This is a genomic window from Pseudomonas asgharzadehiana, assembly GCF_019139815.1.
Taxonomy (GTDB): domain Bacteria; phylum Pseudomonadota; class Gammaproteobacteria; order Pseudomonadales; family Pseudomonadaceae; genus Aquipseudomonas; species Aquipseudomonas asgharzadehiana.
This window is the reverse complement of the sequence record NZ_CP077079.1, coordinates 4609996-4632190: the sequence shown is the minus strand read 5'-3', so window position 1 is coordinate 4632190 and position 22195 is coordinate 4609996. Positions and strand designations below refer to the sequence as shown.

Genomic DNA, 22195 nt, shown 5'->3' with positions numbered 1-22195 from the left:
GGGACCAGGCGTGTTGCGAGGCTTTACTTTTTACCCAGGCTGATCTGCTTGGATGGGCCGAAAGTCTGGCCGCTGACGCCCTTGGCAATTTGTTGGATTTCGCCACCGGACTTGAGGAAAGCCGCGATTTGGTTGTTGATCGATTCGCTGGTTTCAACGGCGGGAGCTGGCTTTGCTTTGCTGTTGGATGCTTTTACGCGCATGGCGGCCACTAACCTGTAGAAAATTAACTTGGCCAGGCATCGTACAGGAAATACTTGACAATTGCTTGGTAAATATCCCCCCAGGAATAAGCGTTGCGTCGAATCATCGGCAAACTTGCTGTTGGAAATTAGCCGCTAACTTACTGTTTTAACTCGAAACCACGCGGCGAATCGGCGCTGGCGGGGGTAACGAAATTCAGCCGATTGATCGGACGAGCGGGGCGGTGCCACTGGAAGGCCACGCCAGGCCGCGATTTTTCAGGTGCGCGCGCGTGGCGGGCGCAACTCGGGTAGAATGCCGCCCACGCAATGAGGGTATTGGAAATGGCTTTAGTCGGGCGCTACAACAGCTTGCAAGTGGTTAAACACACTCACTTTGGTTTGTACCTCGATGGTGCGCAAGATGGCGAAATCCTCTTGCCTAATCGGTATATCCCCAAAGATATTCCCAGTGAAGATGAAGACTGGCTTAACGTTTTCATTTATCTGGACAGCGATGACAAACTTATCGCGACCACCGAAAAACCCAAAGTTCAAGTTGGCGAATTCGCCAGTTTGAAAGTAGTGGAAGTCAACAGTATTGGTGTATTCCTCGATTGGGGTTTGCCAAAGGACCTGTTGCTGCCGTATTCGGAAGAAAAGCGTCAGCTGACCGCCGGTGAATATTGCGTCGTGCACGTCTACCTCGACAAGCACACCAAGCGTATTACCGCGACCGCACGTCTTGACCGCTACCTGGACAAAACCCCGGCCAACTACCAGGTCGGCCAGGAAGTCGACCTGCTGGTGGCCGAAGCCACTGACATGGGCTTCAAGGCGATCATCAACAACAAGCACTGGGGCCTGATCCACAAGAACGAAGTGTTCAAGTTCCTGCGCCCAGGCAAGGAAGAGAAAGGTTTTATCAAAGAGATCCGCGCCGATGGCAACATCAGCCTGAGCCTGCAGCCGGTTGGCCAGGAAGCGGCCTCCAGCCTGAACTCGAAGATCCTCGCCAAGTTGCGCGAAAACAACGGCACCCTGCCGGTCAGCGATAAGAGCGATCCGGTGCTGATCAGCAACTTGTTCGGCGTGAGCAAAGGCAACTTCAAGAAAGCCATTGGTGCGCTCTACAAACAGGGCCAGATTGTGATTCATGCCGATCGCATTGAACTAAGCTGAATGCGCTTTGCTCTTTTGTAGGCGCCAATCGGCGCCTACAGAGGCTGCGTCCATGTCCAAGAAAATACTGTTTGCCTACCTCGGCACTTTGCTCGCCTTTCTGATCCTGGACGGGCTCTGGCTCGGCGTCCTCATGGGCCCTACCTACAAATCCCTGCTGGGCCCGCTGATGCTCGATCAGCCACGGCTGTTGCCCGCTGTACTCTTCTATCTCTTATACGTTCTTGGTTGCGTGGTGTTCGTGGTCTTGCCCAGCGTCAGTTGGCAGCGTTCTGCGCGCCTGGGGGCGCTGCTTGGCCTGGTTGCCTACGGCACGTATGACCTGAGCAATTGGGCCACGCTGCGAGGCTGGTCCGCCGGGTTGGCGCTGATGGACATGGTCTGGGGAACCTTCCTGAGCGCCGCTTGCTGCACGGTTGGCTACTTGTGTGCACAACGGGTGCACCGATGATTGTGTACAGGATCCCTATGCACCGTTGCTGAGCGTAGCCCTTACGACTAAACCCCCGTCAGTGTCTTTGGTGTCCCGTGTTAGAGGGATTGTGTGCTATTGGCACGTATTCTGCTGACTGCCTCGTATACAAACCATGCCGCCTCCCGTATGCACCACCGCAACGGAAGCGCAGGCCGGTATTTCGAGGAGCCAGCGATGACCGAACAATTGCCCAAAGGCTACAGCCCGCGTCTGTACAACCAAGACCTGGGCCCACTGCCGCAAAAATGGACTTGGTACAACATCTTCGCCTTCTGGATGAGCGACGTGCACAGCGTCGGGGGTTATGTATTTGCCGCCAGCCTGTTCGCCTTGGGCCTGGCCAGTTGGCAGGTGCTGATCGCCTTGCTCGCCGGCATCTGCATCGTGCAGTTGGTCGCCAACCTGGTGGCCAAACCCAGCCAACAGGCGGCGGTGCCTTATCCGGTGATTTGCCGACTGGCGTTTGGTGTATTTGGCGCGAACATTCCTGCGGTGATTCGTGGTTTGATTGCGGTTGCCTGGTACGGCATTCAGACCTACCTTGCCTCCAGCGCCTTGATCATTGTGGTGCTGCGTTTTTTCCCACAGATGGCGGTGTATGCAGAGCCGCATTTCGCCGGTCTGTCTTACCTGGGCTGGTTTGGTTTCCTAAGCCTGTGGGTGCTGCAGGCTGCAGTGTTCTGGGCCGGCATGGAATCCATTCGGCGCTTTATCGACTGGGCCGGGCCGGTGGTGTATGCGGTGATGTTTGCCCTGGCCGGTTGGATTGTGTGGAAGGCCGGTTGGGCGAATATCAGTTTTACGCTGTCGGAAAAGGCCCTGTCGGGCTGGCAAGCGGTTGGTCAAGTGATCGTGGCCACCGCGTTGGTGGTGTCGTATTTTTCCGGGCCCACCCTGAATTTCGGCGATTTCAGCCGTTACTGCCGCAGCATGCAAGACGTGCGGCGCGGCAACTTCTGGGGCTTGCCGGTGAATTTCCTGGCGTTCTCCCTGGTCACCGTGGTGATCGTCTCGGGCACCTTGCCGGTGTTTGGTGAAATGCTTCATGACCCGATCGCCACCGTTTCGCGCATCGACAACAGCATGGCCGTGCTGCTGGGCGCCTTTGCCTTTGTGACGGCGACCATCGGCATCAACATTGTCGCCAACTTCGTTTCGCCGGCCTTCGATTTCGCCAACGTGGCGCCAAGCAAAATCAGCTGGCGCGCCGGCGGGATGATCGCCGCCGTGGCCTCGATCTTCATCACCCCGTGGAACCTGTTCAACAACCCGCTGATGATCCATTACACCCTGGACATCCTCGCGGCGTTCATCGGGCCGCTGTTCGGGATTTTGCTGGTGGATTTTTACCTGATCAAAAAACAGCAGATCGACGTGGATGCGCTGTTCGACGACAGCCCGAATGGGCGTTACTACTTTGACGGCGGCGTGAACTGGACGGCGATCAAGGCGCTGGTGCCCGCGACGCTGACGGGCGTCGCGATCACCTTCACGCCGGCGCTGCAAGGTTTGGCCAACTTCGCCTGGTTTACCGGGTGCTTGCTGGGTGGGTTGTTTTTCCTGGTGCTGTCACGGCGTGAACAGATTCGCGCGCCTGCACCGTTGGTTGCCAGCTGACCAACACGCCTCCCGCCAGTAACAGGCCTGCACCGGCGACCACCAACGCCGGTTGCAGGCCGCCGCTCAGGTGACTGCTCACCGAGGCCAGCAATGGCCCGCCCAATTGGCCGATGGCGAAGCTGGCGGTGAGCAACCCGGTGCTGCGCTGGTAGCCGTGTGGCGCGACATCGCGCAGACGGGCCATCACCAATTGCATGCACGCCAGAAATGGCCCGCCGCACAGCAACACGCCCAGTGCCAACCCCCAGCCATTGCCCAGCAAGCAGGCGAACACCCCGGCCGCTTGCAGCCATAACGTGGTCATCAGCCAGCGACGTGTAGTGGTCGGGTCCTTGCGGCGCAGGCTTGCGACTCCCACGCCAATCGCGGCGATCAGGCCAAAACATGGCCAGAACAGGTCGGCCTGCCAGGCACCGTTGAACTGCGCGCTGGCCATTTGTGACAGAAAGGTCGCCGGAATGATGTAGCCCAGCCCGAATAGCACATAAACCCAGCACAGGTGCGTGATGCTGCCGGCGTTGCCCGAAGCGCTGTGGTGCGGGGACGGGGCGCTGGCGCAGGGTTTGGGTAAAAACGGCAGGATCGCCAGCAACATCGCCAGCGCTACGGCGCCATACAGCAGCCACAACGTGGCGGAATTTTGCCCCAGCAGGTTTGAGCCCAGCGCCAGCAAACCGGTCAACAAAATCCCTAGTCCCGGCCCGGCAAATACCAGGGCACCCAGGTGCGGGCGTCCGGCAGCGATCGCCAACGGCTGGCTCAGGCTGGTGATCATCACCAATACCCAGGCACTCGCCACGCCGGTACCAAAGCGCAATAACAGGTGCGGCAAGAAGCCATGGGCCCAGTACGACACGAACGTGAGCAGCACACATAGCCACAGCCCCGCGTACAGCCGGCTCCTGACATGGTGATGGCTGCGGGCGAAAATCGAATCCACCGCGCCCACCAAATAGCCGAGGTAATTCGCGGCGGCGATCAGGCCGGCGTCGGTCAGGTCGATCTGCCCTTCACTCAGCATATGGGGCATTTGGGGGGTGAGGGCGAAGCGGCCAATGCCCATGGCCATCATCAGGGCAATACAACTGGCGAGTAAGCGAGTGAGGGGTGACATGGTCAGTGTCCTGCTGAGAAAACGAATGACCTTCAGCCTAAGGTGGATTGACTTTCTGTAAAATTGAATAATAGTGAGCAACTTGTTTAGTTTTGGAGAAAGGTATGGAGTTCAGTCAATTGCGCATTTTCCAGGCCGTGGCGCAAGAAGGCTCTATTACCCGGGCGGCCGAGCGCCTGCACCGTGTGCCGTCGAACCTGTCGACCCGACTTAAACAGATGGAAGAGCAGCTCGGTGTTGACCTGTTCATACGCGAACGCCAGCGTTTGCAGCTTTCTCCTGCGGGCAAAGTGTTACTGGACTACAGTGCTCGCCTGCTGGCGCTGCACGACGAAGCCCACGGTGCCGTGCAAGGAGGGCAGCCGGTCGGCGACTTCGTGTTGGGCAGCATGTACAGCACCGGCGCAGTGCATTTACCCGGGCTGCTGGCGCGTTATCACAAGGCTTACCCGATGGTGAATTTGCAGGTGCAGTCCGCGCCCAGCGGTGAGCTGCTGGAAGGGCTGATCACCGGGCGGCTGGATGCAGCCTTTGTGGACGGCCCAGTGACCATCGCCACCTTGGACGGCGTGCAATTGTGCGAGGAAAAACTGGTGCTGATCTGCGAAGCCGATCACCCACCCGTACAGGGTCCTCAGGATGTGATCGGGCGCTCGGTATTCACGTTCCGACGCAGCTGCGCCTATCGCACGCGTCTGGAAAACTGGTTCTCCAACGAACACGTGCCCATGGGGCGGGCCATTGAGATTGAGTCGTACCAAGGCATGCTCGCCTGTGTGATCGCCGGTTCAGGTGTGGCGTTGATGTCCCAGTCCATGCTCGACAGCCTGCCCGGCAAGGACAGCGTGTCCGTTCATCCGCTGACTGGGCATTTTGCCACTGCGACAACCTGGCTGATGTGGCGAAAGGGTATGCTCGGCGCTAACCTCAATGCATGGATCGACCTGCAGCAAGAAGGCACGGCCGCGTTGGCGAACGACACGCGCGCCATTGCTTGACCGGTCCGTCAGCATTTGGATGAATCCAGTAATAGTTCGTTGTGGTTTCGTACAAGCAATACGTAGGACTTAGGGCTACTATCTATGTAGGAAAAGGCGACAAAACTGCGCCGAACCGTACTACCCTCAAAGGGGGCAATCATGAAAGAGAAAATCCAGAACTGGCTCCATGACCTCGGCGTGGCCCTGGGCTTGATCGAGCCGCCGCTGCAGCCCGTGCCAATTCGTACGGATGACGAGCAGCGTCGTCCTCGGCGCAGGTAAGATCCGATTTTTTACGTTGTAGGTGCGCTCGTTGTGGCGAGGGAGCTTGCTCCCGCTGGGCTGCGAAGCGGCCCTTCGGGGCCATACACCGCAGCCGGTTCCGGAAACAGGCGCAGCAACGTCAGGTACACCACCGACGCCAACCCCAGGCTCACCGGCAAACTGATATCAATGCCGTCGGCCAAATTGCCCAGCGGCCCGACAAACTGCCCCGGCAGATTCACGAAACACAGGCCCACCAGCGCACTTGGGACCCACGCCCCCAGCCCACGCCAGTTCCAGCCATGGCTGAACCAGTAGCGCCCGCCGGTTTCACCGCGGGTGAACACTTGCAGGTCATCCGGGCAGTAGAAACCGCGACGTGCGATCAGGCCGATGATCATCATCACCATCCACGGCGTGGTGCAGGTGATGATCAGCACGGCGAAGGTCGACACGCTTTGCACCAGGTTGGCGGCGAAACGTCCGATAAAGATGAAGGCAATCGACATCACCCCAATCAGCAACGTGGCCTTGACCCGTGACAGCAGGCGCGGAAACACACTGGACATGTCCAACCCGGTGCCATACAACGCGGTGGTGCCGGTAGACATGCCGCCAATCACCGCGATCAGGCACACCGGCAGGAAAAACCACGTGGGTGCCACCGCCAGCAGACCGCCGACGTAGTTGTTGGCCGCGATGTAGTCCGGGGCCTTGATCGCCACGATGGTCGCGGTGGCGAGGCCGAACAGGAACGGAATCAACGTGGCGATCTGTGCCGCAATCACGGCAAGAAGGATGCGCGCTTTCGGCGTTTCACGCGCAATGTAGCGCGACCAGTCACCGAGGAACGCGCCGAAGGAAATCGGGTTGCTCATGGCCACCAGCGCCGCACCGATAAACGCCGCCCAGAACCCGGGCTGGCCCATGGCGACGCTGCCGGCGAAGTGGCTGTCGAAAGCCTTCGCGAACGCGAATATCCCCAACAGGAACAGCAGGCTCGCCGCCCACACCGCGATGCGGTTGACCCACAGCATGAAGCGAAACCCGTAGATGCACACGGTGAGCACCAGCACGGCGAACAGGCCATAGGCCAAGCCCAGGGTCAGGTCGGTTTCCGGCAGGCCAACCAGACGTTTCGCACCGCCGACCAGCGCATCGCCTGAACTCCACACCGACAGTGAGAAGAAGGCAATTGCCGTCAGCAGCGACAGGAACGAGCCGACAATCCGCCCATGCACACCAAAGTGCGCACCGGAAGACACCGCGTTATTGGTGCCAGTGATTGGCCCGAACAGACCCATGGGCGCCAGGATCAGCGCGCCCACCAGCACGCCCAGCACAATCGCCCAGGCACCGGCCTGGAACGACAGGCCGAACAGCACCGGGAACGCGCCCAGTACGGCGGTGGCAAAGGTATTGGCACCGCCGAAGATCAGACGAAACAGATCCGTGGGGCTGGCGGTACGTTCGTGGTCCGGGATCTGTTCGACCCCGTTGGTTTCTATTTTGCGAATACTGTTGTCGTTGTTTTTATTATTCATGATCAGCTCCGATCACATTGGCTAAGGGGGCGGCAGCCCTTCCGGCATAGCGGACAAATGTTCGTGACAGGCCAGCCACAGGCCTTGTTTTTGTTGTGCGCGCAGCCTTTGCCGTTTGAAGACAATGGTCTCGCGTTCCTGGCTAGAGAATTGCTCCCCGTTCATGCGCAGCTCGGTGGCCACGTCATGCACAAATATCGCCACGTCCTCACCTTGTAGGCTGACGAACGCATTGCTTGAAGTGCATGACAACACTTCAAAGCCCTCGTCCCGACGCCAGCCGTCCCACAACGCCTGGTAGGCCTCGCGACTGAGCAGCGGCCGGGGGAGGGTATAAAACACGAAGCTGGCATCGGCCGTGAACGCGCCGAAGTAGGCGTCGCGGTCATTGCGAGCGAAGGCCGCCACCAGCACGGCGGCGGCGTGCAGTACCTCGCGCGTGCTCATCAGCGATGCGCCACGCCGGGCAGTACGCAGAGCATCTCGTACAGCAGGTTGGCGCCGAGCAACGAGGTGTTGCCGGTGGTGTCGTAGGGCGGCGAAACTTCGACCAGGTCGCAACCAATCAGGTCGAGGCCCTGGCAGCCACGGATGATCTCGATCGCCTGGATGGTGGTCAGCCCGCCGATTTCCGGGGTGCCTGTACCGGGTGCCCAGGCCGGGTCGATACCGTCGATGTCGAAGCTCAGGTACACCGGGCCGCCGCCGACTTTTTCGCGTACTTCGGCCATCAGCGGTGCGAGGGAGCGATGCCAGCACTCTTCGGCCTGCACCACACGAAACCCCTGTTTGCGGCTCCAGTTGAAGTCTTCGGCGGTGTAGCCCTGGGCACGCAGGCCTATCTGCACCACGCGGTCGCAATCGAGCAGGCCTTCTTCCACGGCGCGGCGGAAGGTGGTGCCGTGGGCGATTTTCTCGCCGAACATATGGTCATTGACGTCGGCGTGGGCATCGATGTGCACCAGCCCGACCTTGCCGTGTTTTTTGTGGATCGCCCGCAGGATCGGCAGGGTGATGGTGTGGTCACCGCCGAGGGTCATGGGGATCACGTTGTGTTCGAGGATCTCGTCGTAGGCCTCTTCGATGATGCGCACGGCGTCGAGTAGGTTGAAGGTGTTGATCGCCACGTCGCCGACATCGGCCACCGACAGCGAGTCGAAGGGTGCGGCGCCGGTGGCCATGTTGTACGGACGGATCATCACCGATTCGGCGCGAATCTCGCGTGGCCCGAAACGGGTGCCGGCGCGCAGCGAAGTGCCGATGTCCAGCGGCACGCCTATAAAGGCGGCATCCAGGCCCTTGGCCGTTTGCAGGTGGGGAAGACGCATCATGGTGGCGATGCCGGCAAAGCGCGGCATTTCATTGCCGCCCAGTGGTTGATGGTAAGTCTTGTCCACGGGAGTGCCTCAGCGTTGTTGTGTTTGTCTTGGGCCGATTCTGCGAAAAGCTGAGGCGGGGAAGAATCGGCTGGGGCAAATACTTAGTTCAGATTTTTCTAAACTAACGCCTGGGGTAAACTCGCCACAAAATGTGTTCCTGGAGCCTTCATGGCCAACGCCTTGCCCGACCTGAAACTGCTGCGCATCTTCGTCAGCGTCGTGCGGCACCAGGGGTTCGCCAATGCCCAGCACGAACTCAACCTGTCGACGTCGGCCATCAGCACTTATATGAGCCAACTGGAATCGGCACTCGGGCTGGTGCTGTGCCATCGCGGCCGGGGCGGCTTCAGCCTGACCAGCAAGGGCGAGTTGTTCCATCAGGAAACCCTGCGCCTGCTCGCTGAGCTCGAAGGCTTCGAGCAGTACGCCGCCGCGTTGAAAGGCGAGTTGCGCGGCACCCTGAAGCTTGGCGTGCTCGACTCAACCGTCAGCGACAAGGCTCTGCCGTTCGCCGAAGTGATCGGCGCCTACAGCCTGGAACACCCGGCGGTGCACCTGAATTTATCGGTGATGAGCCCTTACGAATTGCAACTGGGCGTGCAGGACAACCGTCTGGACCTGGCCATCGGCGCTTTCTCCAACCGCATGAGCGGGCTGATCTACATGCCGCTGTACCGCGAGCAGCACTGGTTGTATTGCAGCACGCGGCATCCGCTATTCAATGAGCGGCGCATTCCCGAGCCAGTGATCACTCAGCAGCGCATGGTCGGGCGCGGCTACTGGAGCCAGGCGGAGCTGGCGCGCCACGGCTTCAAGCACAGCGCCGCCACGGTGGAAAGCATGGAGGCGCAACTGATCCTGGTCCTGTCCGGTGCCTACATCGGGTACCTGCCGGAGCACTACGCCCAGGCCTGGGCGGATAAAGGCGATTTGCGCGTGCTGCTGCCTGCGACCTTCGGTTACCAGGCGCCGTTCTCAATGATCATGCGCCGTGGCCGCAGCCGCGAGCCGCTGATCCAAACGTTTCGCGATCTACTCAAAGCACAGCTCAACCAGGCCTGAAAAACCATGTCCAGACCCCAGTGTTCCCGTTGCCTCAGGCCAATCAGCCACTGCTTGTGCGCGCTGATCCCCAGCCTCGACAGTCGCACCCGCGTATTGCTGTTGCAGCACCCGAGTGAGGTCGGCCACGCGCTCAATACTGCGCGGTTGGCGGCGTTGGGCTTGAGCAATGCGCAATTGGTGGTGGGGGAGGTGTTCGATGATTTGGCTACGTTGTTGAGTCCGCCCGGTTATCAGGCTCGGCTGTTGTTTCCCGCCGACGACGCCCAGCCGCTGCAAACCTATGCGCCTGATGAGCAACCGCTGTTGCTGGTGGTGCCCGACGGCACCTGGCGCAAGGCGCGCAAACTGCTGCATCTGAATCCGCTGCTGGCGGCGTTGCCTCGGGTGACCTTGGCCGAGGGCGGCGTGTCGCGTTATCGACTGCGCAAGGCGCCGGGGCCGGGAGCGCTGTCGACGGTAGAAGCCATCGTGCGGGCGTTGCAGGTGCTGGAGGCGCCGCTTTCGTTCGAGCCGTTGCTCAAACCTTTCGAAGCTTTGATTGAGGGGCAGATTGCGGCGATGGGGGAGGAGGTTTTCCAGAGAAATCATGGCGACGGGCATTTGGGGTAGGAGGATGCCTGCCCAGCCACTCCACTCCGCGCTTATTCCTTTAAGCCATAAGCACCACACTTTGCGTGATATGGCCCGCCGGCCTTTCCCGGTATGATGTGCGCCCCGCAGTCTGGATTGCGAATACGCCATGACCTTGCAGTACCCAACAATCGCCGATTGCGTCGGCAACACGCCCCTGGTCCGCTTGCAACGCATGGCGGGTGAAACCAGCAATACCCTGTTGCTCAAGCTCGAAGGCAACAACCCGGCCGGCTCGGTAAAAGACCGCCCGGCGCTGTCGATGATCACCCGTGCCGAGTTGCGCGGGCAGATCAAGCCCGGCGACACCCTCATCGAAGCCACCTCGGGCAATACCGGAATCGCCCTGGCCATGGCTGCGGCGATCAAGGGTTACAAGATGGTGCTGATCATGCCCGACAACGGCAGCGCCGAGCGCAAGGCGGCGATGACCGCTTATGGCGCCGAGCTGGTGCTGGTGACCCAGGAAGAGGGCATGGAAGGCGCCCGCGACCTCGCCGAGCGTATGGCCGCCGAAGGCCGTGGCCAAGTGCTGGACCAGTTCGCCAACGGCGATAACCCCGAGGCGCACTACACCAGCACCGGCCCGGAGATCTGGCGCCAGACCCAGGGCACCATCACGCATTTCGTCAGCTCCATGGGCACCACCGGCACCATCATGGGCAACTCGCGCTACCTCAAGGAGCAGAACCCGGCGATCCAGATCGTTGGCCTGCAGCCGATGGAAGGCGCGGCCATCCCGGGTATTCGCCGCTGGCCCGAAGAATATCTGCCGAAGATCTACAACGCTGCGCGGGTGGATCGCATCATCGACATGGCCCAGCGTGAGGCTGAAGACACCACTCGCCGTCTGGCTCGTGAAGAAGGTATTTTCTGCGGCGTGTCGTCCGGCGGTGCCGTGGCCGGTATGTTGCGCCTCTCCAAAGAAGTGGAAAACGCGGTGATCGTCGCGATCATCTGTGACCGAGGCGACCGTTACCTGTCGACCGGCATCTTCGACGAACCCAACTGATGGCCAAGCACGAGAGAGGCCTGCGCTTCCAACCGACGGGCGGCAGCCGCGCCCCGCAGGTTCCAGTGGGCAAGAAGCAACGCCTGACCATCGAGCGGCTGGCCAACGACGGCCGTGGCATCGTGTTCTTTGAAGGCCGCACCTGGTTCGTCAATGGCGCGCTGGCCGGCGAAGATGTCGAAGCGCGCGTGTTGGGGGCCCATGGCAAAGTGGTCGAGGCCCGCACGGAGCGGGTGTTCAAGCCCAGCGAACTGCGTCGTCCGGCGCCGTGCGCGCATGTTGGCCGCTGTGGCGGTTGCAGCGTGCAGCACTTGCCCCACCACGAACAACTCGCCCTGAAACAGCGCATGCTCGCCGAACAACTGTCCCGAGTGGCCGGTGTCGAGCCGCAAGAGTGGGCGCCACCTTTGAGTGGTCCGGAGTTTGGCTACCGACGCCGCGCCCGCGTGGCTGTGCGCTGGGATGCCAAGGCGAAAAAACTCGAGGTGGGTTTTCGCGCCGTGGCCAGCCAGGATATCGTCGCCATCGATGATTGCCCGGTGCTGGTACAGGCCTTGCAACCGATCATGCAGCGTTTGCCGAACATGCTGCGCCGCCTGAGCAAACCTCAGGCGCTGGGGCATGTGGAGCTGTTCAGCGGTTCGTCCATCGCCGTGTTGCTGCGGCATATGGCGCCGCTGTCCGAAGCGGACCTGCACGTCTTGAAAGAATTTTGCAGCTTTCATGAGGCTCAATTATGGCTGCATGGCGAAGGCCGGCCGGAACCCGTCGAGCCCGATCAGGCCCTCGGTTTTCGCTTGGACGCATGGGATCTGGATCTGGCTTACCGGCCAGGAGATTTCGTGCAGGTCAATGCCGGGGTCAACGAGGCGATGGTTGCCCAGGCTCTGGAATGGCTGGCACCGCAGCCTGATGAGCGGGTTCTGGACCTGTTCTGCGGCCTGGGCAACTTTGCCTTGCCGCTGGCCAAGCAGGCGCGGGAAGTGGTGGCGGTGGAGGGTGTGCAGACCATGGTGGACCGGGCGGCACACAATGCCCTCAGCAACAATTTGCATAATGCGCAGTTTTTTCAGGCCGATTTGTCCCAGCCTTTGACTGACGCGGAATGGGCCAAACAGGGCTTTTCTGCGGTACTCTTGGACCCACCCCGCGATGGTGCCCATGAGGTTGTGCGCAAGCTCGCCACTCTGGGGGCCAAGCGCCTGGTGTATGTGTCCTGCAACCCCGCCACGCTGGCGCGGGACACAGTTGAGTTGGTCAAGCAAGGCTACCGGCTAAAACGTGCCGGGATCCTCGACATGTTTCCGCAGACAGCGCATGTCGAGGCCATGGCGTTATTTGAAGCGGGCTAGGATGCCCGTTTAATCCGACTGGCCTGCGTTCTCCAAGGCCTGTGAACTGCCACGGAGCTCGCAGTAAAAGGTCGGCGATGATTCTGGCGCATCGAAGATGCGTCATAGGGAAGGTAAGCAAGATGGTACAGGTGAGAGCACACCAGCCGATCAACACTGACGGCAGTATCAATCTCGAGGCATGGTTGGATCATGCCGTCAGTGTCGATCCGGCACTGGACCGTGAAGCCTTGAAAGCAGCCTGCGAGTTCGCTCGTGAGTCTGAACAGCAAGACAATGCGGCCAAGAACCTGTGGGCCGAGGGCACTTCCAGCTTTCGCACCGGCCTTGAGATCGCCGAGATCCTCGCCGACCTCAAGCTGGACCAGGATTCGCTGATCGCCGCCGTGCTCTATCGCGGCGTGCGCGAAGGGCACATCCCGTTGGCCACCGTGGGCCAGCGTTTCGGCTCCGTGGTGGCCAAGCTGATCGACGGCGTGCTGCGCATGGCTGCCATCAGCGCCAGCCTCAGCCCGCGCCAGTCCCTGGTGTTGGGCACCCAGGGCCAGGTCGAGAACCTGCGCAAGATGCTGGTGGCGATGGTCGACGACGTACGCGTCGCGCTGATCAAGCTGGCCGAACGCACCTGCGCGATTCGTGCGGTGAAGACCGCCGACGACGAAAAGCGCAACCGCGTCGCCCGCGAAGTCTTCGACATCTACGCGCCGTTGGCGCACCGCCTGGGTATTGGCCATATCAAATGGGAGCTGGAGGATTTGTCCTTCCGCTACCTGGAGCCCGATCAATACAAGCAGATCGCCACGTTGCTGCATGAGCGGCGGCTCGACCGCGAACGCTTCATTACCGACGTGATGGGCCAACTGCGTGCCGAATTGCAGGCCACCGGCGTCGATGCCGACATCAGCGGCCGCGCCAAGCACATCTATTCCATCTGGCGCAAAATGCAGCGCAAGGGCCTGGCCTTCAGCCAGATCTACGACGTGCGTGCCGTGCGCGTGTTGGTGCCGGAAATGCGCGACTGCTACACCGCGCTGGGCATCGTGCACACCCTGTGGCGGCACATCCCCAAGGAGTTCGACGACTACATCGCCAACCCCAAGGAAAACGGCTATCGCTCGTTGCACACGGCGGTGATCGGCCCCGAGGGCAAGGTGCTCGAGGTGCAGATCCGCACCCACGCCATGCACGAAGAGGCAGAGCTGGGCGTATGCGCGCACTGGCGCTACAAGGGTACCGACGTCAAGGCCGGCTCCAATCAATACGAAGAAAAAATCTCCTGGCTGCGCCAAGTGCTCGAATGGCATGAAGAGCTGGGTGACATCGGCGGCCTGGCCGAACAGCTGCGGGTGGATATCGAGCCGGACCGGGTCTATATCTTCACCCCCGACGGCCACGCCATCGACCTGCCCAAGGGGGCCACGCCGCTGGACTTCGCCTACCGCGTACACACCGAAATCGGCCACAACTGCCGGGGCGCGAAGATCAACGGGCGCATCGTGCCGCTCAACTACAGCCTGCAGACCGGTGAGCAGGTCGAGATCATCACCAGCAAACACGGCACGCCAAGCCGCGACTGGCTGAACCCGAACCTGGGTTACATCACCACCTCGCGGGCGCGGGCCAAGATCGTGCACTGGTTCAAGCTGCAGGCGCGCGACCAGAACGTCGCCGCCGGCAAGACCTTGCTCGAACGCGAACTGGCGCGCCTGGGCCTGCCTCAGGTGGACTTCGACAAGCTGGCCGAAAAGGCCAACATGAAGATCGCCGAAGACATGTTCGCCGCCCTTGGCGCCGGCGACCTGCGCCTGGCGCAACTGGTCAACCTGGCCCAGCAACTGGTCGAGCCCGAACGCGGTAACGAACAGTTGGAACTGATCCCACGCAAAGCCACCGGCTACAAGCCCGGCAAGCGCGGCGATATCCAGATCCAGGGCGTGGGCAACCTGTTGACGCAAATCGCCGGTTGCTGCCAGCCGCTGCCGGGCGACGCCATCGTCGGTTACATCACACAGGGCCGTGGCGTGAGCATTCACCGCCAGGACTGTGCCTCGGTGCTGCAACTGGGCGGGCGCGAGCCGGAGCGGATTATCCAGGTCAGTTGGGGCCCGGTGCCGGTGCTCACCTACCCGGTAGACATCATCATCCGTGCCTACGACCGTTCCGGTTTGCTGCGTGACGTGTCGCAAGTGCTGCTCAATGAGCGGATCAACGTACTGGCGGTCAATACCCGCTCGAATAAAGAGGACAACACGGCGTTGATGTCCTTGACCATCGAGATCCCGGGGTTGGACGCGTTGGGGCGGTTGCTGGGGCGTATTTCCCAGTTGCCGAACATCATCGAGACCCGGCGCAACCGCACACCCTCATGAATAGCTGGATGAACACGGTTCCAACGTGTGGGAGGGGGTTTGCTCCCGATAGCGGTGGGTCAGTCGATATAGGTACTGACTGATCCACCCTCATCGGGAGCAAGCCCCCTCCCACAGATGATCGGCAGTGTTCGTACCTGATCGGAAAGAGACTGATGTATTCACTGGATGACCTGCTGCACTTGATGAATCGCCTGCGGGACCCGCAATACGGGTGCCCGTGGGACATCAAGCAAACCTACGCGAGCATCGTGCCGCACACCTTGGAAGAGGCTTACGAAGTCGCCGATGCCATCGAGCGCGGTGACTTCGACCATCTGCAAGGTGAACTGGGCGACCTGCTGTTCCAGGTGGTGTATTACAGCCAGCTGGCGCGGGAAGAAGGGCGTTTCGAATTTGCCGGGGTGATCGACGGCATCACTCGCAAGCTGATCCGTCGCCACCCGCACGTGTTCCCCACGGGCGACCTGTATGCGCCGCTGGATATCCCGCAATTGAGCGAAGAGCAGGTCAAGCTGCGCTGGGAGCAGATCAAGGCCGAGGAGCGTGCACAAAAGTCTGACGCGCCGGAGCAGCTCTCCCTGCTGGATGATGTGCCTGGCGCATTGCCGTCGTTATCCCGTGCCGCCAAATTGCAAAAACGCGCCAGCCAGGTCGGCTTCGACTGGCCATCCGCCTTGCCGGTGGTGGATAACGTGCGCGAAGAGCTGGATGAAGTGCTCGAAGCCATGGCCGATAACGACTCGGTGGCCATTGCCGATGAGGTCGGTGACCTGCTGTTTGCGGCGGTCAACCTGGCCCGGCACCTGAAGGTCGACCCGGAAACCGCGCTGCGTGGCGCCAATGCCAAGTTCGAACGACGTTTCCGATTTATCGAACAGGCATTGCGCGATACCCAGCGTCCCATAGAAGATTGCACCCTTGAAGAATTGGACGCCCTCTGGGGCGAAGCCAAACGTCAGGAAAAGAACGTGTCCAGCTGCGGTTGAGCAGTTGCCTAAGTGAGTAAGCACCATGAGCCTTTCCCTTCGCGACCAGTTGCTCAAAGCAGGTCTGGTCAACCAAAAGCAGGCCAAGCAGGTCGGCAAAGAGAAACAGAAGCAGCAGCGCCTGGTTCACAAAGGTCAGGCCGAGGTTGATGACACCCAGGCGCGCCTGGCCCAGGAAGCGCAGGCCGAGAAGGTCAAGCGCGATCAGGAGCTGAACCGCCAGCAGCAGGAAAAAGCCGAGGCCAAGGCGCGCACGGCGCAGGTCAAGCAACTGATCGAGACCTCGCGCCTGCCCAAGCTGACCACCGAGGACTACTACAACTTCGTGGATGACAAGAAGGTCAAGCGCCTGTCGGTCAATACGCTGATGCGCAACAAGCTGAGCAACGGCTCACTGGCGATCGTGCACCACGGTGGCGGTTACGAGGTGATCCCCCGTGAAGCGGCGCTGAAGATCCAGGAACGGGCACCGGAGCGTATTGTGCAGCTCAATATCCTGACCGAAAGCCAGGTGCCGGATGAGGATGACCCGTATGCGGCCTACCAGATCCCGGATGATCTGATGTGGTAAGGCGCTAACCCCGTAAACCACAAACCCCGCTCAACAGGCGGGGTTTGTGGTTTCTACGCGGCGTATGGCCGACCGCGGGCTACATCAAGCAATCACCAATCCACCGCATAGCTCAGGCTGAACGTGCGCCCTTGAGCATTCGGGTAAGGCGCGCGTGCGTTGGCCTGGGCGAACATGTTCTGGTAGTTGCGGTCGCTGAGGTTGTAGATCGCCCCTTCCAGGCGCCCGACCGGCAACCGCACTGAGCCCAGCAGGTCGACCAACGTATAGCCTTTTATATCGCGACCATTGTTGTCTTTGAACGCAGCGTCATAGTCCGCCAGTTGCATGCCTTGCAGGCGCAGGCTGTAGTCATCGTGGTCATAACCGACGAAGACGGTGGTCTTGGCCGGCGAGATACGCGTGGCGGGCAGGTCGATCCATTTGCCGTTTTGCTTGGTTTCACCTTTGGCGTAAGCGTAGGTGCCGCCAACCGACCATTGCTCGGTCACGTTGTAGGTGAGGCTGGTTTCGATGCCGCGCACGCGCTCTTTCTGGTTGACCAGGCGCAGCACACGATCGTTTGCGTCGTAGAACTGGGTGACATCCGAGGTGTTCTCATAGGCCGTTACGTTGGCCAGCCACTTGTCCCAATTGCCACGCCAGCCCAACTCGTAGCTATCGACCTTGAGCGCTTGTGCGTTGAGTTTCTGAATGTCATAGGTGCTGCTGACGTCGCGCAGGAAGCGCTGGATATCCGGCAGCGAAAAGCCCTGGCTGAAGTTGGCGAACACGTCCTGGTTTTCACTCAGGTGATACACCGCGCCGAGGTTGTAGAGCGTGTCATCGTATTTAAGGGTGCCGCCGGGCAGGGTTGCACGGTTGCCGGTCTGAACGATTTCCCCGTAGGCGATGCTGTCGGCAACGTCGCTTTCGATCCACTCGCGACGCACACCGCCACGCAGGGTCCAGTCACCGATGTCGTAGGACAGCTGACCAAAAATGGCTTTGGTGGTGGTCTCGATGTCCGGGCCCAGTTCGAAGGTAGTGCCGGTCTTGGTGTAGGTCAGGCCATTGACGCGGTATTGGTCGCCGCGCTGGCGTGAGGTTTCATGGTCATAGTCCGCGCCCCACACCAGGTTGCCGGTTGCCGGGCCGATGTCTGGCATCTGGCTGTCAATCGCCGCGCGCAGCCCATACACATCTTGCACACTGTTGTTGTCGGCCACGCCGGCGCGGCCGCGCGACAGGTCCGGGAAGAACAGCGCGTCGGCGCGCCGCCAGTAGCTTTCGATCTGTAAGCCCTGACCGTAGAAATCCTTATCGGTGTAGTTGAGATTGACCGCCTGGTTGTGGGTATAAGGCTGGTCATCCAGGTCCAGGCCTTTTACCGCGACGGCATTGCTGGTGATGCGTGGGTTCTTGGTGTAGCGGGTGTCTTGTTCGTCTTTGTAGTCTTGCAGTGACAGGCTGATCTTCTTGTCGTCATCCAACTCATAGCCGAAACGACCTTGCAGGTCGTAGGTGTCGGTGTCCATGTTGCTGCCCTGGGACGTGTCCTGGGGAATGCGCTTGCCGTTGCCGTCAAACTGGTCGTTGCGTTGTACGGTGTTGGCCGATAAGTACCAGTCCACGGGGCCTTGACGGCCCGTTGCGCTCTGAAAGGCCTCGTAGGCGAAGCCCTTGTGGCTGAGGTTGTTGCCGGAGGTCATGCCGAGCTTGCTGCTGAACGCCAGGTCTTCACCTTTGTTGCGCTTGGTGATGATGTTGATGATGCCGCCCGATGCGCCTGCGCCATAGACACTGCTGGCGCCGGATATCACTTCGATACGTTCAATGCTTTCCGGCGCCACGCTGTTGAGCTGACGGAAGTTATCGCGCGTTGCGTTCTGGGACACGCCGTCGATCAGGATCAGCGTACTGCGCCCGCGCAGTGTCTGGCCGAAGTTGCTCATACCGCCGCTGGAAGGCGAAATGCCCGGTACCAACTGGCCGAGGATGTCGGCGACCCGGCGCCCCGCGCCTGCCTGCTGGCGAATCTGATTTTCGTCGATGACCTGCACGGAGCCTGGGATCGCTGCAATGCTGGTTTCACTGCGTGTGGCGGAAACCACTGTGGCCTGTAGCTGCAGGTTGGTGGGGGCTGCCTGCGTTTGCTCGGATTGATCGGCCCAGGCCGGCGCGCTGATCGATCCGAGGAGGGGCAGCAAAACCGCCCATTGCGATTTGTTCATGACCTTGCCTTTCAGTTATTAGAAGTATTGACAGAAAAACGCGATGTTTCGGGCGTTCGGGTGAACGAACGGATTGCGCGGATACCCAGGGCGGCCAGGGCATACGTGAGTGCTACCAGCCAGAAGCTATGAGCCAGACCGACTAGGCCCATGCCGATACCGCCGATCAGGACGCCGCACAGCGCGCCGGCTTTGGCGGCGCTGTTGCCCAGGCCGAGCGCGAAACCTTGTTGGCTGGGCGCCACGGTATTGGCGATGAGGGTGTACGCGACCGGCAACAAAGCGCCTTGCCACACGCCCCATATCAACCGGCTGGCGAGGAACCCCAGCCATTCGCTTGCGATCGCCGTCAAGGCCAACGTCAGGGCGCAGGACCACGTGACCCATTCGATGATGCGTAGCGTCTGCGCCGGCTGATGACGGTCGAACAGGCGCCCCCACAACGGAGCGGACACTGCCAGGGTGAGCGCACTGGCGGCATAGCTGGCACCGATCAGCCACGCCGGGGCGTGTAATACGTCGGCGACGTATAGGGCATAAAACGGTTGCGGCATCATCTTGGCGGCTTGAATCAGCACGATGATTCCCAGCATTGCGCCCAGCCAGCCCTTGGGCAGCGCGCTGGCGGGCGTGGTACGCGCCGGCCGCACGTGCTGCGTATCGCCCGGCAAGAACAGGCTGATCACCGCGCACAACAAGCAGACCGCGGTAGCGCTGTAGCACAGCAGGGCGAAGCCCGAGATATCCATCAGCCAGCCGCCCAGCACTGGCCCGGCCAGCGAGCCCACGGCGGTGGCCGATTGCAGGCGCGCCAAAATGTGGCCGCGCCCGCCATCGCCGCAGCAGGCCAGCGCATAGGCTTGGGCCGCGGCAATGAAGCCGGCCAGTGCACCTTGTGCCACTCTGATGGCCACCAGTAGCCACGGGTCGGTGGTGAAGGCAGCCAACGCCTGGCACACCGCCAGCGCCAGCAATGCCCGGATGATCATCGGCTTATGGCCGGTACGATCACCCAGGCGCCCCCACATCGGCGTGAGCAGCATCGCCGCCATCATCGGCCCGGCATATACCAGGGACGACAGCAGGCCGGTGTAGTGGGCGTCGGCAACTCCCAGCAGCTTCTGGATTTGCAGCGGCCAGAACGGCCCGCTCATTTCCATGGCCCCCATGGACACCAACTGAATCACCACCAGCAGGCGTAGCGCAGTGTGGTTAGCCTGCACGGGCGAGGCTGCTCAGCGGGTTCGGCAGGCGACCCACAATGTCGGCATGGCTTTCAAGCAAGCGCATGCGCATAAACGACTTGGCCGGCCAGTCCTGCTCCAGCAGCGCTTTGCGTTCAGTCTCCCAGCGCTGCGGTTCGACTTGGCTGCGCAAATCATCAAAACACTGGCTGACCTGCGCCGACAGTTCATCCCATAGCAACGCCTGGGGAATATCGAAGTAGCGGGCGCTGAGCAACACCAGCTCTCCCAGATGGCACATGAAGACCGTGTGCAAGAGCTTGTCACGCACGAAGCTCGCGTCGTCGTACAGGGTCATCTTGGGATCGTGCAGTTCGATGTCAAGACCTTGGGCGTGCAAGGTCTTGCGGTCGATCCGGATATCACCGAAGTCACGCAACAACAGGCGGTTCGGTTGCCCATCCGCCGCCATGACCATAAAGGCATTTTGTTGATGGGCCTCGAAAGCCACACCGTAGCGCAGGTACATACCCAGCAGCGCCGGCACCGTGATCGCGGCGTAGTCCCGAAAGAAGGCGAGCATCGCATCCGCGTCGTCAATGCCTTTGCTCAGGCGTACCCATTGCCTCAGCAGGGGTTGCCCATGCTGGTCGATGGCAAACAGGCTGCCCACGGGCACGGCCATTTCGCCGGGCGCGAGCAGGCTCAGCGGGTTGTCGCGGTAGAGCACGGCCAAGTGGCGGGAGCTTTCGTCATTGGCGGGCTGAGGCTTGAAGTGCACGCCGATGCGCTCGGGAACGATGCTGAGCATTTTCTGAATCGCAGGCTCGCGCTTCAAAATGGTCTGCAACAGATGGCTGATGCGCGGGCCCATACGGGCCGAACGGGGTGAAACAGTGCGCTGCACACTGGTCAGTCGCAGTGAAACCGGCAGTTTGACCATCGGCGCGTCGCGCCGGCCCTCGGGCAGCACGGTCCGGAAGGACATGGTGGGGTGGGCGTTGAACGCGACGATGTCGGTCAGCACCAGCAGGCGGTCGCCAATTTCGTTGGCGAACAGTTGCGGCAATTCCTGGCGTGCCTGCCAAGGGTGGGCCGGCAATGGAAGATAGTCGCTGGCCTCAAGCCCCTGGGATGCCAACTGCGCGGTCAGTTGTTGGGCGGCCTGTGGGAAGTGGTGTTGCCACCACGGCCAATAATCCGCCGTACCGGCCAATGTCTCGACATGCGCGAACTGGCGGTGCAGCGCACACAGGAGCACGGGGAAACGAGCTTCGAATTCCGGCGAAAAGTCGATGACCTGGTGCGTGCTCAAACCCAGTTTGGTTTTGTAGTTGGGATGCCACGGATGGCCCAGCGTGCCCCACTGTTCAAGCACCGAGGTAGGGTTGCTGACGCTAGGGTCGTGCTTGAGATGGCTGAGCAGGTTGTGTTGATGCGCAGGGGCCATGGCGGCGTGCAGCTTGAGTGTCCACTGCTCATGGAAGGCGAGGCACAGGGTGTCGTTGACGAAGCTGTCGTCGATCTCTGTGTTGAGCCGGGCCAGTCCCTCTGAGGTGGCGGGCGATTCAAGGCAACCGTTGAGCAGCGTCAACAGCTGCGAAGGGAACTGAATTTTTTGTGCAGGCTGATCTGCGCGGCAGAGGGTGACGTGACCGCGCAGGTCCCAACTGCCCATGCGTCCGGGAACAAGGTGATCGAAACGCAGGTGGCTGTGGTCCGGGAGTGCCAGCGAGCATTGACCGCGCTCGTTGTAAGCAAGGGCGTCGCAGGCCAATAGGCCTTCACGAAACAGTGCCTGGACCAAGCGTTGAAAGCTGCGCTCGGCGGCGGGGGCCAGCGTGCAGACCAATGAGTCGAGGGAGATGCGATCGGTTTGAAACTGTGGGGTAGCAAGTGCCTGCGTCCAACGTTCCAGCAATGAAATCTCCGGCGTCCTGCAGTTTCCGTGCGTCACAATCGAATTCCTTATTCGCGGGGCTAGGTAAAACGCGCCGGGATGTTATCGAGAACCATTACCAATTGTCTATTTGTTGTTACATATATTTGTTGGAAACATTTCCCCTGGGC

At 60.9% G+C, this 22195-nt stretch carries 20 protein-coding genes; 12 read left to right on the top strand and 8 right to left on the bottom strand.

From position 1 onward, the window contains the following. Window positions 1–23 precede the first annotated feature (23 nt). Window positions 24–203, bottom strand: coding sequence for a PFL_1563 family small protein (locus KSS96_RS20905; protein ID WP_017527541.1), 180 nt, complete (start codon window positions 201–203; stop codon window positions 24–26). A gap of 324 nt (window positions 204–527) precedes the next feature. On the opposite strand from KSS96_RS20905, the gene KSS96_RS20900 reads away from it, so the two are divergent. The 3 genes from KSS96_RS20900 to KSS96_RS20890 all read left to right on the top strand — a co-directional run bounded on the left by KSS96_RS20900 (window position 528) and on the right by KSS96_RS20890 (window position 3456). After that, window positions 528–1364 (top strand): CvfB family protein, encoded by an 837-nt coding sequence (locus KSS96_RS20900; protein ID WP_017527542.1) that lies wholly within the window; start codon window positions 528–530, stop codon window positions 1362–1364. Window positions 1365–1416: 52 nt separating this feature from the next. Next, the gene (locus tag KSS96_RS20895; RefSeq protein ID WP_135196181.1) at window positions 1417–1815 is read left to right on the top strand and encodes a DUF2177 family protein; all 399 of its coding nucleotides are present in this window, start codon (window positions 1417–1419) and stop codon (window positions 1813–1815) included. Window positions 1816–2013: 198 nt separating this feature from the next. Then, window positions 2014–3456: an NCS1 family nucleobase:cation symporter-1 gene (locus KSS96_RS20890; RefSeq protein ID WP_065878129.1), complete on the top strand. Its 1443-nt coding sequence runs from the start codon at window positions 2014–2016 to the stop codon at window positions 3454–3456. Here the strand turns inward: KSS96_RS20890 and KSS96_RS20885 are convergent. After that, on the bottom strand, window positions 3368–4573 hold the full coding sequence (locus tag KSS96_RS20885) for an MFS transporter (protein ID WP_068938077.1): 1206 nt from the start codon (window positions 4571–4573) through the stop codon (window positions 3368–3370). The genes KSS96_RS20890 and KSS96_RS20885 overlap by 89 nt on opposite strands. 104 nt (window positions 4574–4677) lie before the next feature. Between KSS96_RS20885 and ptrR the strand changes: the two genes are divergently transcribed. Together ptrR and KSS96_RS28125 are read left to right on the top strand one after the other, a co-directional pair. Further along, window positions 4678–5571, top strand: coding sequence for a putrescine utilization regulator PtrR (gene ptrR, locus KSS96_RS20880; RefSeq protein ID WP_065878127.1), 894 nt, complete (start codon window positions 4678–4680; stop codon window positions 5569–5571). Between the two features lie 141 nt (window positions 5572–5712). Beyond that, window positions 5713–5835 carry a PA1414 family protein gene (locus KSS96_RS28125; protein ID WP_003193089.1) on the top strand — a complete coding sequence of 41 codons (123 nt, stop codon included), beginning with the start codon at window positions 5713–5715 and terminating at the stop codon, window positions 5833–5835. An 11-nt stretch (window positions 5836–5846) separates the two neighbouring features. On the opposite strand, the gene KSS96_RS20875 is transcribed toward KSS96_RS28125, so the two are convergent. The 3 genes from KSS96_RS20875 to speB are packed head-to-tail and all read right to left on the bottom strand — an operon-like array spanning window position 5847 to window position 8758. Beyond that, window positions 5847–7361 carry a purine-cytosine permease family protein gene (locus KSS96_RS20875; protein ID WP_068938078.1) on the bottom strand — a complete coding sequence of 505 codons (1515 nt, stop codon included), beginning with the start codon at window positions 7359–7361 and terminating at the stop codon, window positions 5847–5849. A gap of 21 nt (window positions 7362–7382) precedes the next feature. Beyond that, entirely contained in the window at window positions 7383–7808 is a 426-nt protein-coding gene (locus tag KSS96_RS20870; RefSeq protein WP_065878123.1) for a YybH family protein, read from the bottom strand. Further along, on the bottom strand, window positions 7808–8758 hold the full coding sequence (speB, locus tag KSS96_RS20865) for an agmatinase (RefSeq protein ID WP_017527549.1): 951 nt from the start codon (window positions 8756–8758) through the stop codon (window positions 7808–7810). Before speB ends, KSS96_RS20870 begins: the two co-directional genes overlap by 1 nt. Window positions 8759–8908: 150 nt before the next feature. Between speB and KSS96_RS20860 the strand changes: the two genes are divergently transcribed. The 7 genes from KSS96_RS20860 (at window position 8909) to KSS96_RS20830 (ending at window position 16728) form a co-directional block, all read left to right on the top strand. Beyond that, entirely contained in the window at window positions 8909–9802 is an 894-nt protein-coding gene (locus KSS96_RS20860) for a LysR family transcriptional regulator (RefSeq protein ID WP_017527550.1), read from the top strand. 6 nt (window positions 9803–9808) lie between these two features. Further along, a complete protein-coding gene (locus tag KSS96_RS20855) occupies window positions 9809–10414 on the top strand; it encodes a tRNA-uridine aminocarboxypropyltransferase (RefSeq protein WP_217855290.1) in 606 nt (201 codons plus the stop codon). Window positions 10415–10544: 130 nt separating this feature from the next. Beyond that, on the top strand, window positions 10545–11447 hold the full coding sequence (gene cysM / locus KSS96_RS20850; protein ID WP_017527552.1) for a cysteine synthase CysM: 903 nt from the start codon (window positions 10545–10547) through the stop codon (window positions 11445–11447). Continuing rightward, a complete protein-coding gene (rlmD, locus tag KSS96_RS20845; protein WP_116079389.1) occupies window positions 11447–12799 on the top strand; it encodes a 23S rRNA (uracil(1939)-C(5))-methyltransferase RlmD in 1353 nt (450 codons plus the stop codon). The genes cysM and rlmD overlap by 1 nt, the downstream gene beginning before the upstream one ends. Window positions 12800–12921: 122 nt before the next feature. Continuing rightward, window positions 12922–15168: a GTP diphosphokinase gene (relA, locus tag KSS96_RS20840; RefSeq protein ID WP_017527554.1), complete on the top strand. Its 2247-nt coding sequence runs from the start codon at window positions 12922–12924 to the stop codon at window positions 15166–15168. Between the two features lie 155 nt (window positions 15169–15323). After that, window positions 15324–16157, top strand: coding sequence for a nucleoside triphosphate pyrophosphohydrolase (mazG, locus tag KSS96_RS20835; protein WP_217855289.1), 834 nt, complete (start codon window positions 15324–15326; stop codon window positions 16155–16157). A 25-nt stretch (window positions 16158–16182) separates the two neighbouring features. After that, a complete protein-coding gene (locus KSS96_RS20830; RefSeq protein ID WP_017527556.1) occupies window positions 16183–16728 on the top strand; it encodes a DUF2058 domain-containing protein in 546 nt (181 codons plus the stop codon). Window positions 16729–16820: 92 nt separating this feature from the next. Here KSS96_RS20830 and KSS96_RS20825 read toward each other — a convergent pair whose 3' ends face one another. The 3 genes from KSS96_RS20825 to KSS96_RS20815 are packed head-to-tail and all read right to left on the bottom strand — an operon-like array spanning window position 16821 to window position 22082. Beyond that, window positions 16821–18941 (bottom strand): TonB-dependent receptor, encoded by a 2121-nt coding sequence (locus KSS96_RS20825; protein WP_017527557.1) that lies wholly within the window; start codon window positions 18939–18941, stop codon window positions 16821–16823. 11 nt (window positions 18942–18952) lie between these two features. Next, window positions 18953–20164, bottom strand: a complete 1212-nt coding sequence (locus KSS96_RS20820; protein ID WP_017527558.1) for an MFS transporter — start codon at window positions 20162–20164, stop codon at window positions 18953–18955. Continuing rightward, window positions 20154–22082, bottom strand: coding sequence for an IucA/IucC family protein (locus KSS96_RS20815; RefSeq protein ID WP_217855288.1), 1929 nt, complete (start codon window positions 22080–22082; stop codon window positions 20154–20156). Before KSS96_RS20815 ends, KSS96_RS20820 begins: the two co-directional genes overlap by 11 nt. Window positions 22083–22195 lie beyond the last annotated feature (113 nt).

What these genes read in the sequence shown, in the direction of transcription:
- cysM (WP_017527552.1), top strand. Translation starts at nt 10,545, where the DNA reads ATGACCTTGCAGTACCCAACAATCGCCGATTGCGTCGGCAACACGCCC.
- KSS96_RS20860 (WP_017527550.1), top strand. Translation starts at nt 8,909, where the DNA reads ATGGCCAACGCCTTGCCCGACCTGAAACTGCTGCGCATCTTCGTCAGC.
- relA (WP_017527554.1), top strand. Translation starts at nt 12,922, where the DNA reads ATGGTACAGGTGAGAGCACACCAGCCGATCAACACTGACGGCAGTATC.
- KSS96_RS20890 (WP_065878129.1), top strand. Translation starts at nt 2,014, where the DNA reads ATGACCGAACAATTGCCCAAAGGCTACAGCCCGCGTCTGTACAACCAA.
- KSS96_RS20905 (WP_017527541.1), bottom strand. Translation starts at nt 203, where the DNA reads ATGCGCGTAAAAGCATCCAACAGCAAAGCAAAGCCAGCTCCCGCCGTT.
- rlmD (WP_116079389.1), top strand. Translation starts at nt 11,447, where the DNA reads ATGGCCAAGCACGAGAGAGGCCTGCGCTTCCAACCGACGGGCGGCAGC.
- KSS96_RS20900 (WP_017527542.1), top strand. Translation starts at nt 528, where the DNA reads ATGGCTTTAGTCGGGCGCTACAACAGCTTGCAAGTGGTTAAACACACT.
- KSS96_RS20825 (WP_017527557.1), bottom strand. Translation starts at nt 18,941, where the DNA reads ATGAACAAATCGCAATGGGCGGTTTTGCTGCCCCTCCTCGGATCGATC.
- KSS96_RS20855 (WP_217855290.1), top strand. Translation starts at nt 9,809, where the DNA reads ATGTCCAGACCCCAGTGTTCCCGTTGCCTCAGGCCAATCAGCCACTGC.
- mazG (WP_217855289.1), top strand. Translation starts at nt 15,324, where the DNA reads ATGTATTCACTGGATGACCTGCTGCACTTGATGAATCGCCTGCGGGAC.
- KSS96_RS20870 (WP_065878123.1), bottom strand. Translation starts at nt 7,808, where the DNA reads ATGAGCACGCGCGAGGTACTGCACGCCGCCGCCGTGCTGGTGGCGGCC.
- KSS96_RS20895 (WP_135196181.1), top strand. Translation starts at nt 1,417, where the DNA reads ATGTCCAAGAAAATACTGTTTGCCTACCTCGGCACTTTGCTCGCCTTT.
- KSS96_RS20875 (WP_068938078.1), bottom strand. Translation starts at nt 7,361, where the DNA reads ATGAATAATAAAAACAACGACAACAGTATTCGCAAAATAGAAACCAAC.
- ptrR (WP_065878127.1), top strand. Translation starts at nt 4,678, where the DNA reads ATGGAGTTCAGTCAATTGCGCATTTTCCAGGCCGTGGCGCAAGAAGGC.
- KSS96_RS20830 (WP_017527556.1), top strand. Translation starts at nt 16,183, where the DNA reads ATGAGCCTTTCCCTTCGCGACCAGTTGCTCAAAGCAGGTCTGGTCAAC.
- KSS96_RS28125 (WP_003193089.1), top strand. Translation starts at nt 5,713, where the DNA reads ATGAAAGAGAAAATCCAGAACTGGCTCCATGACCTCGGCGTGGCCCTG.
- KSS96_RS20885 (WP_068938077.1), bottom strand. Translation starts at nt 4,573, where the DNA reads ATGTCACCCCTCACTCGCTTACTCGCCAGTTGTATTGCCCTGATGATG.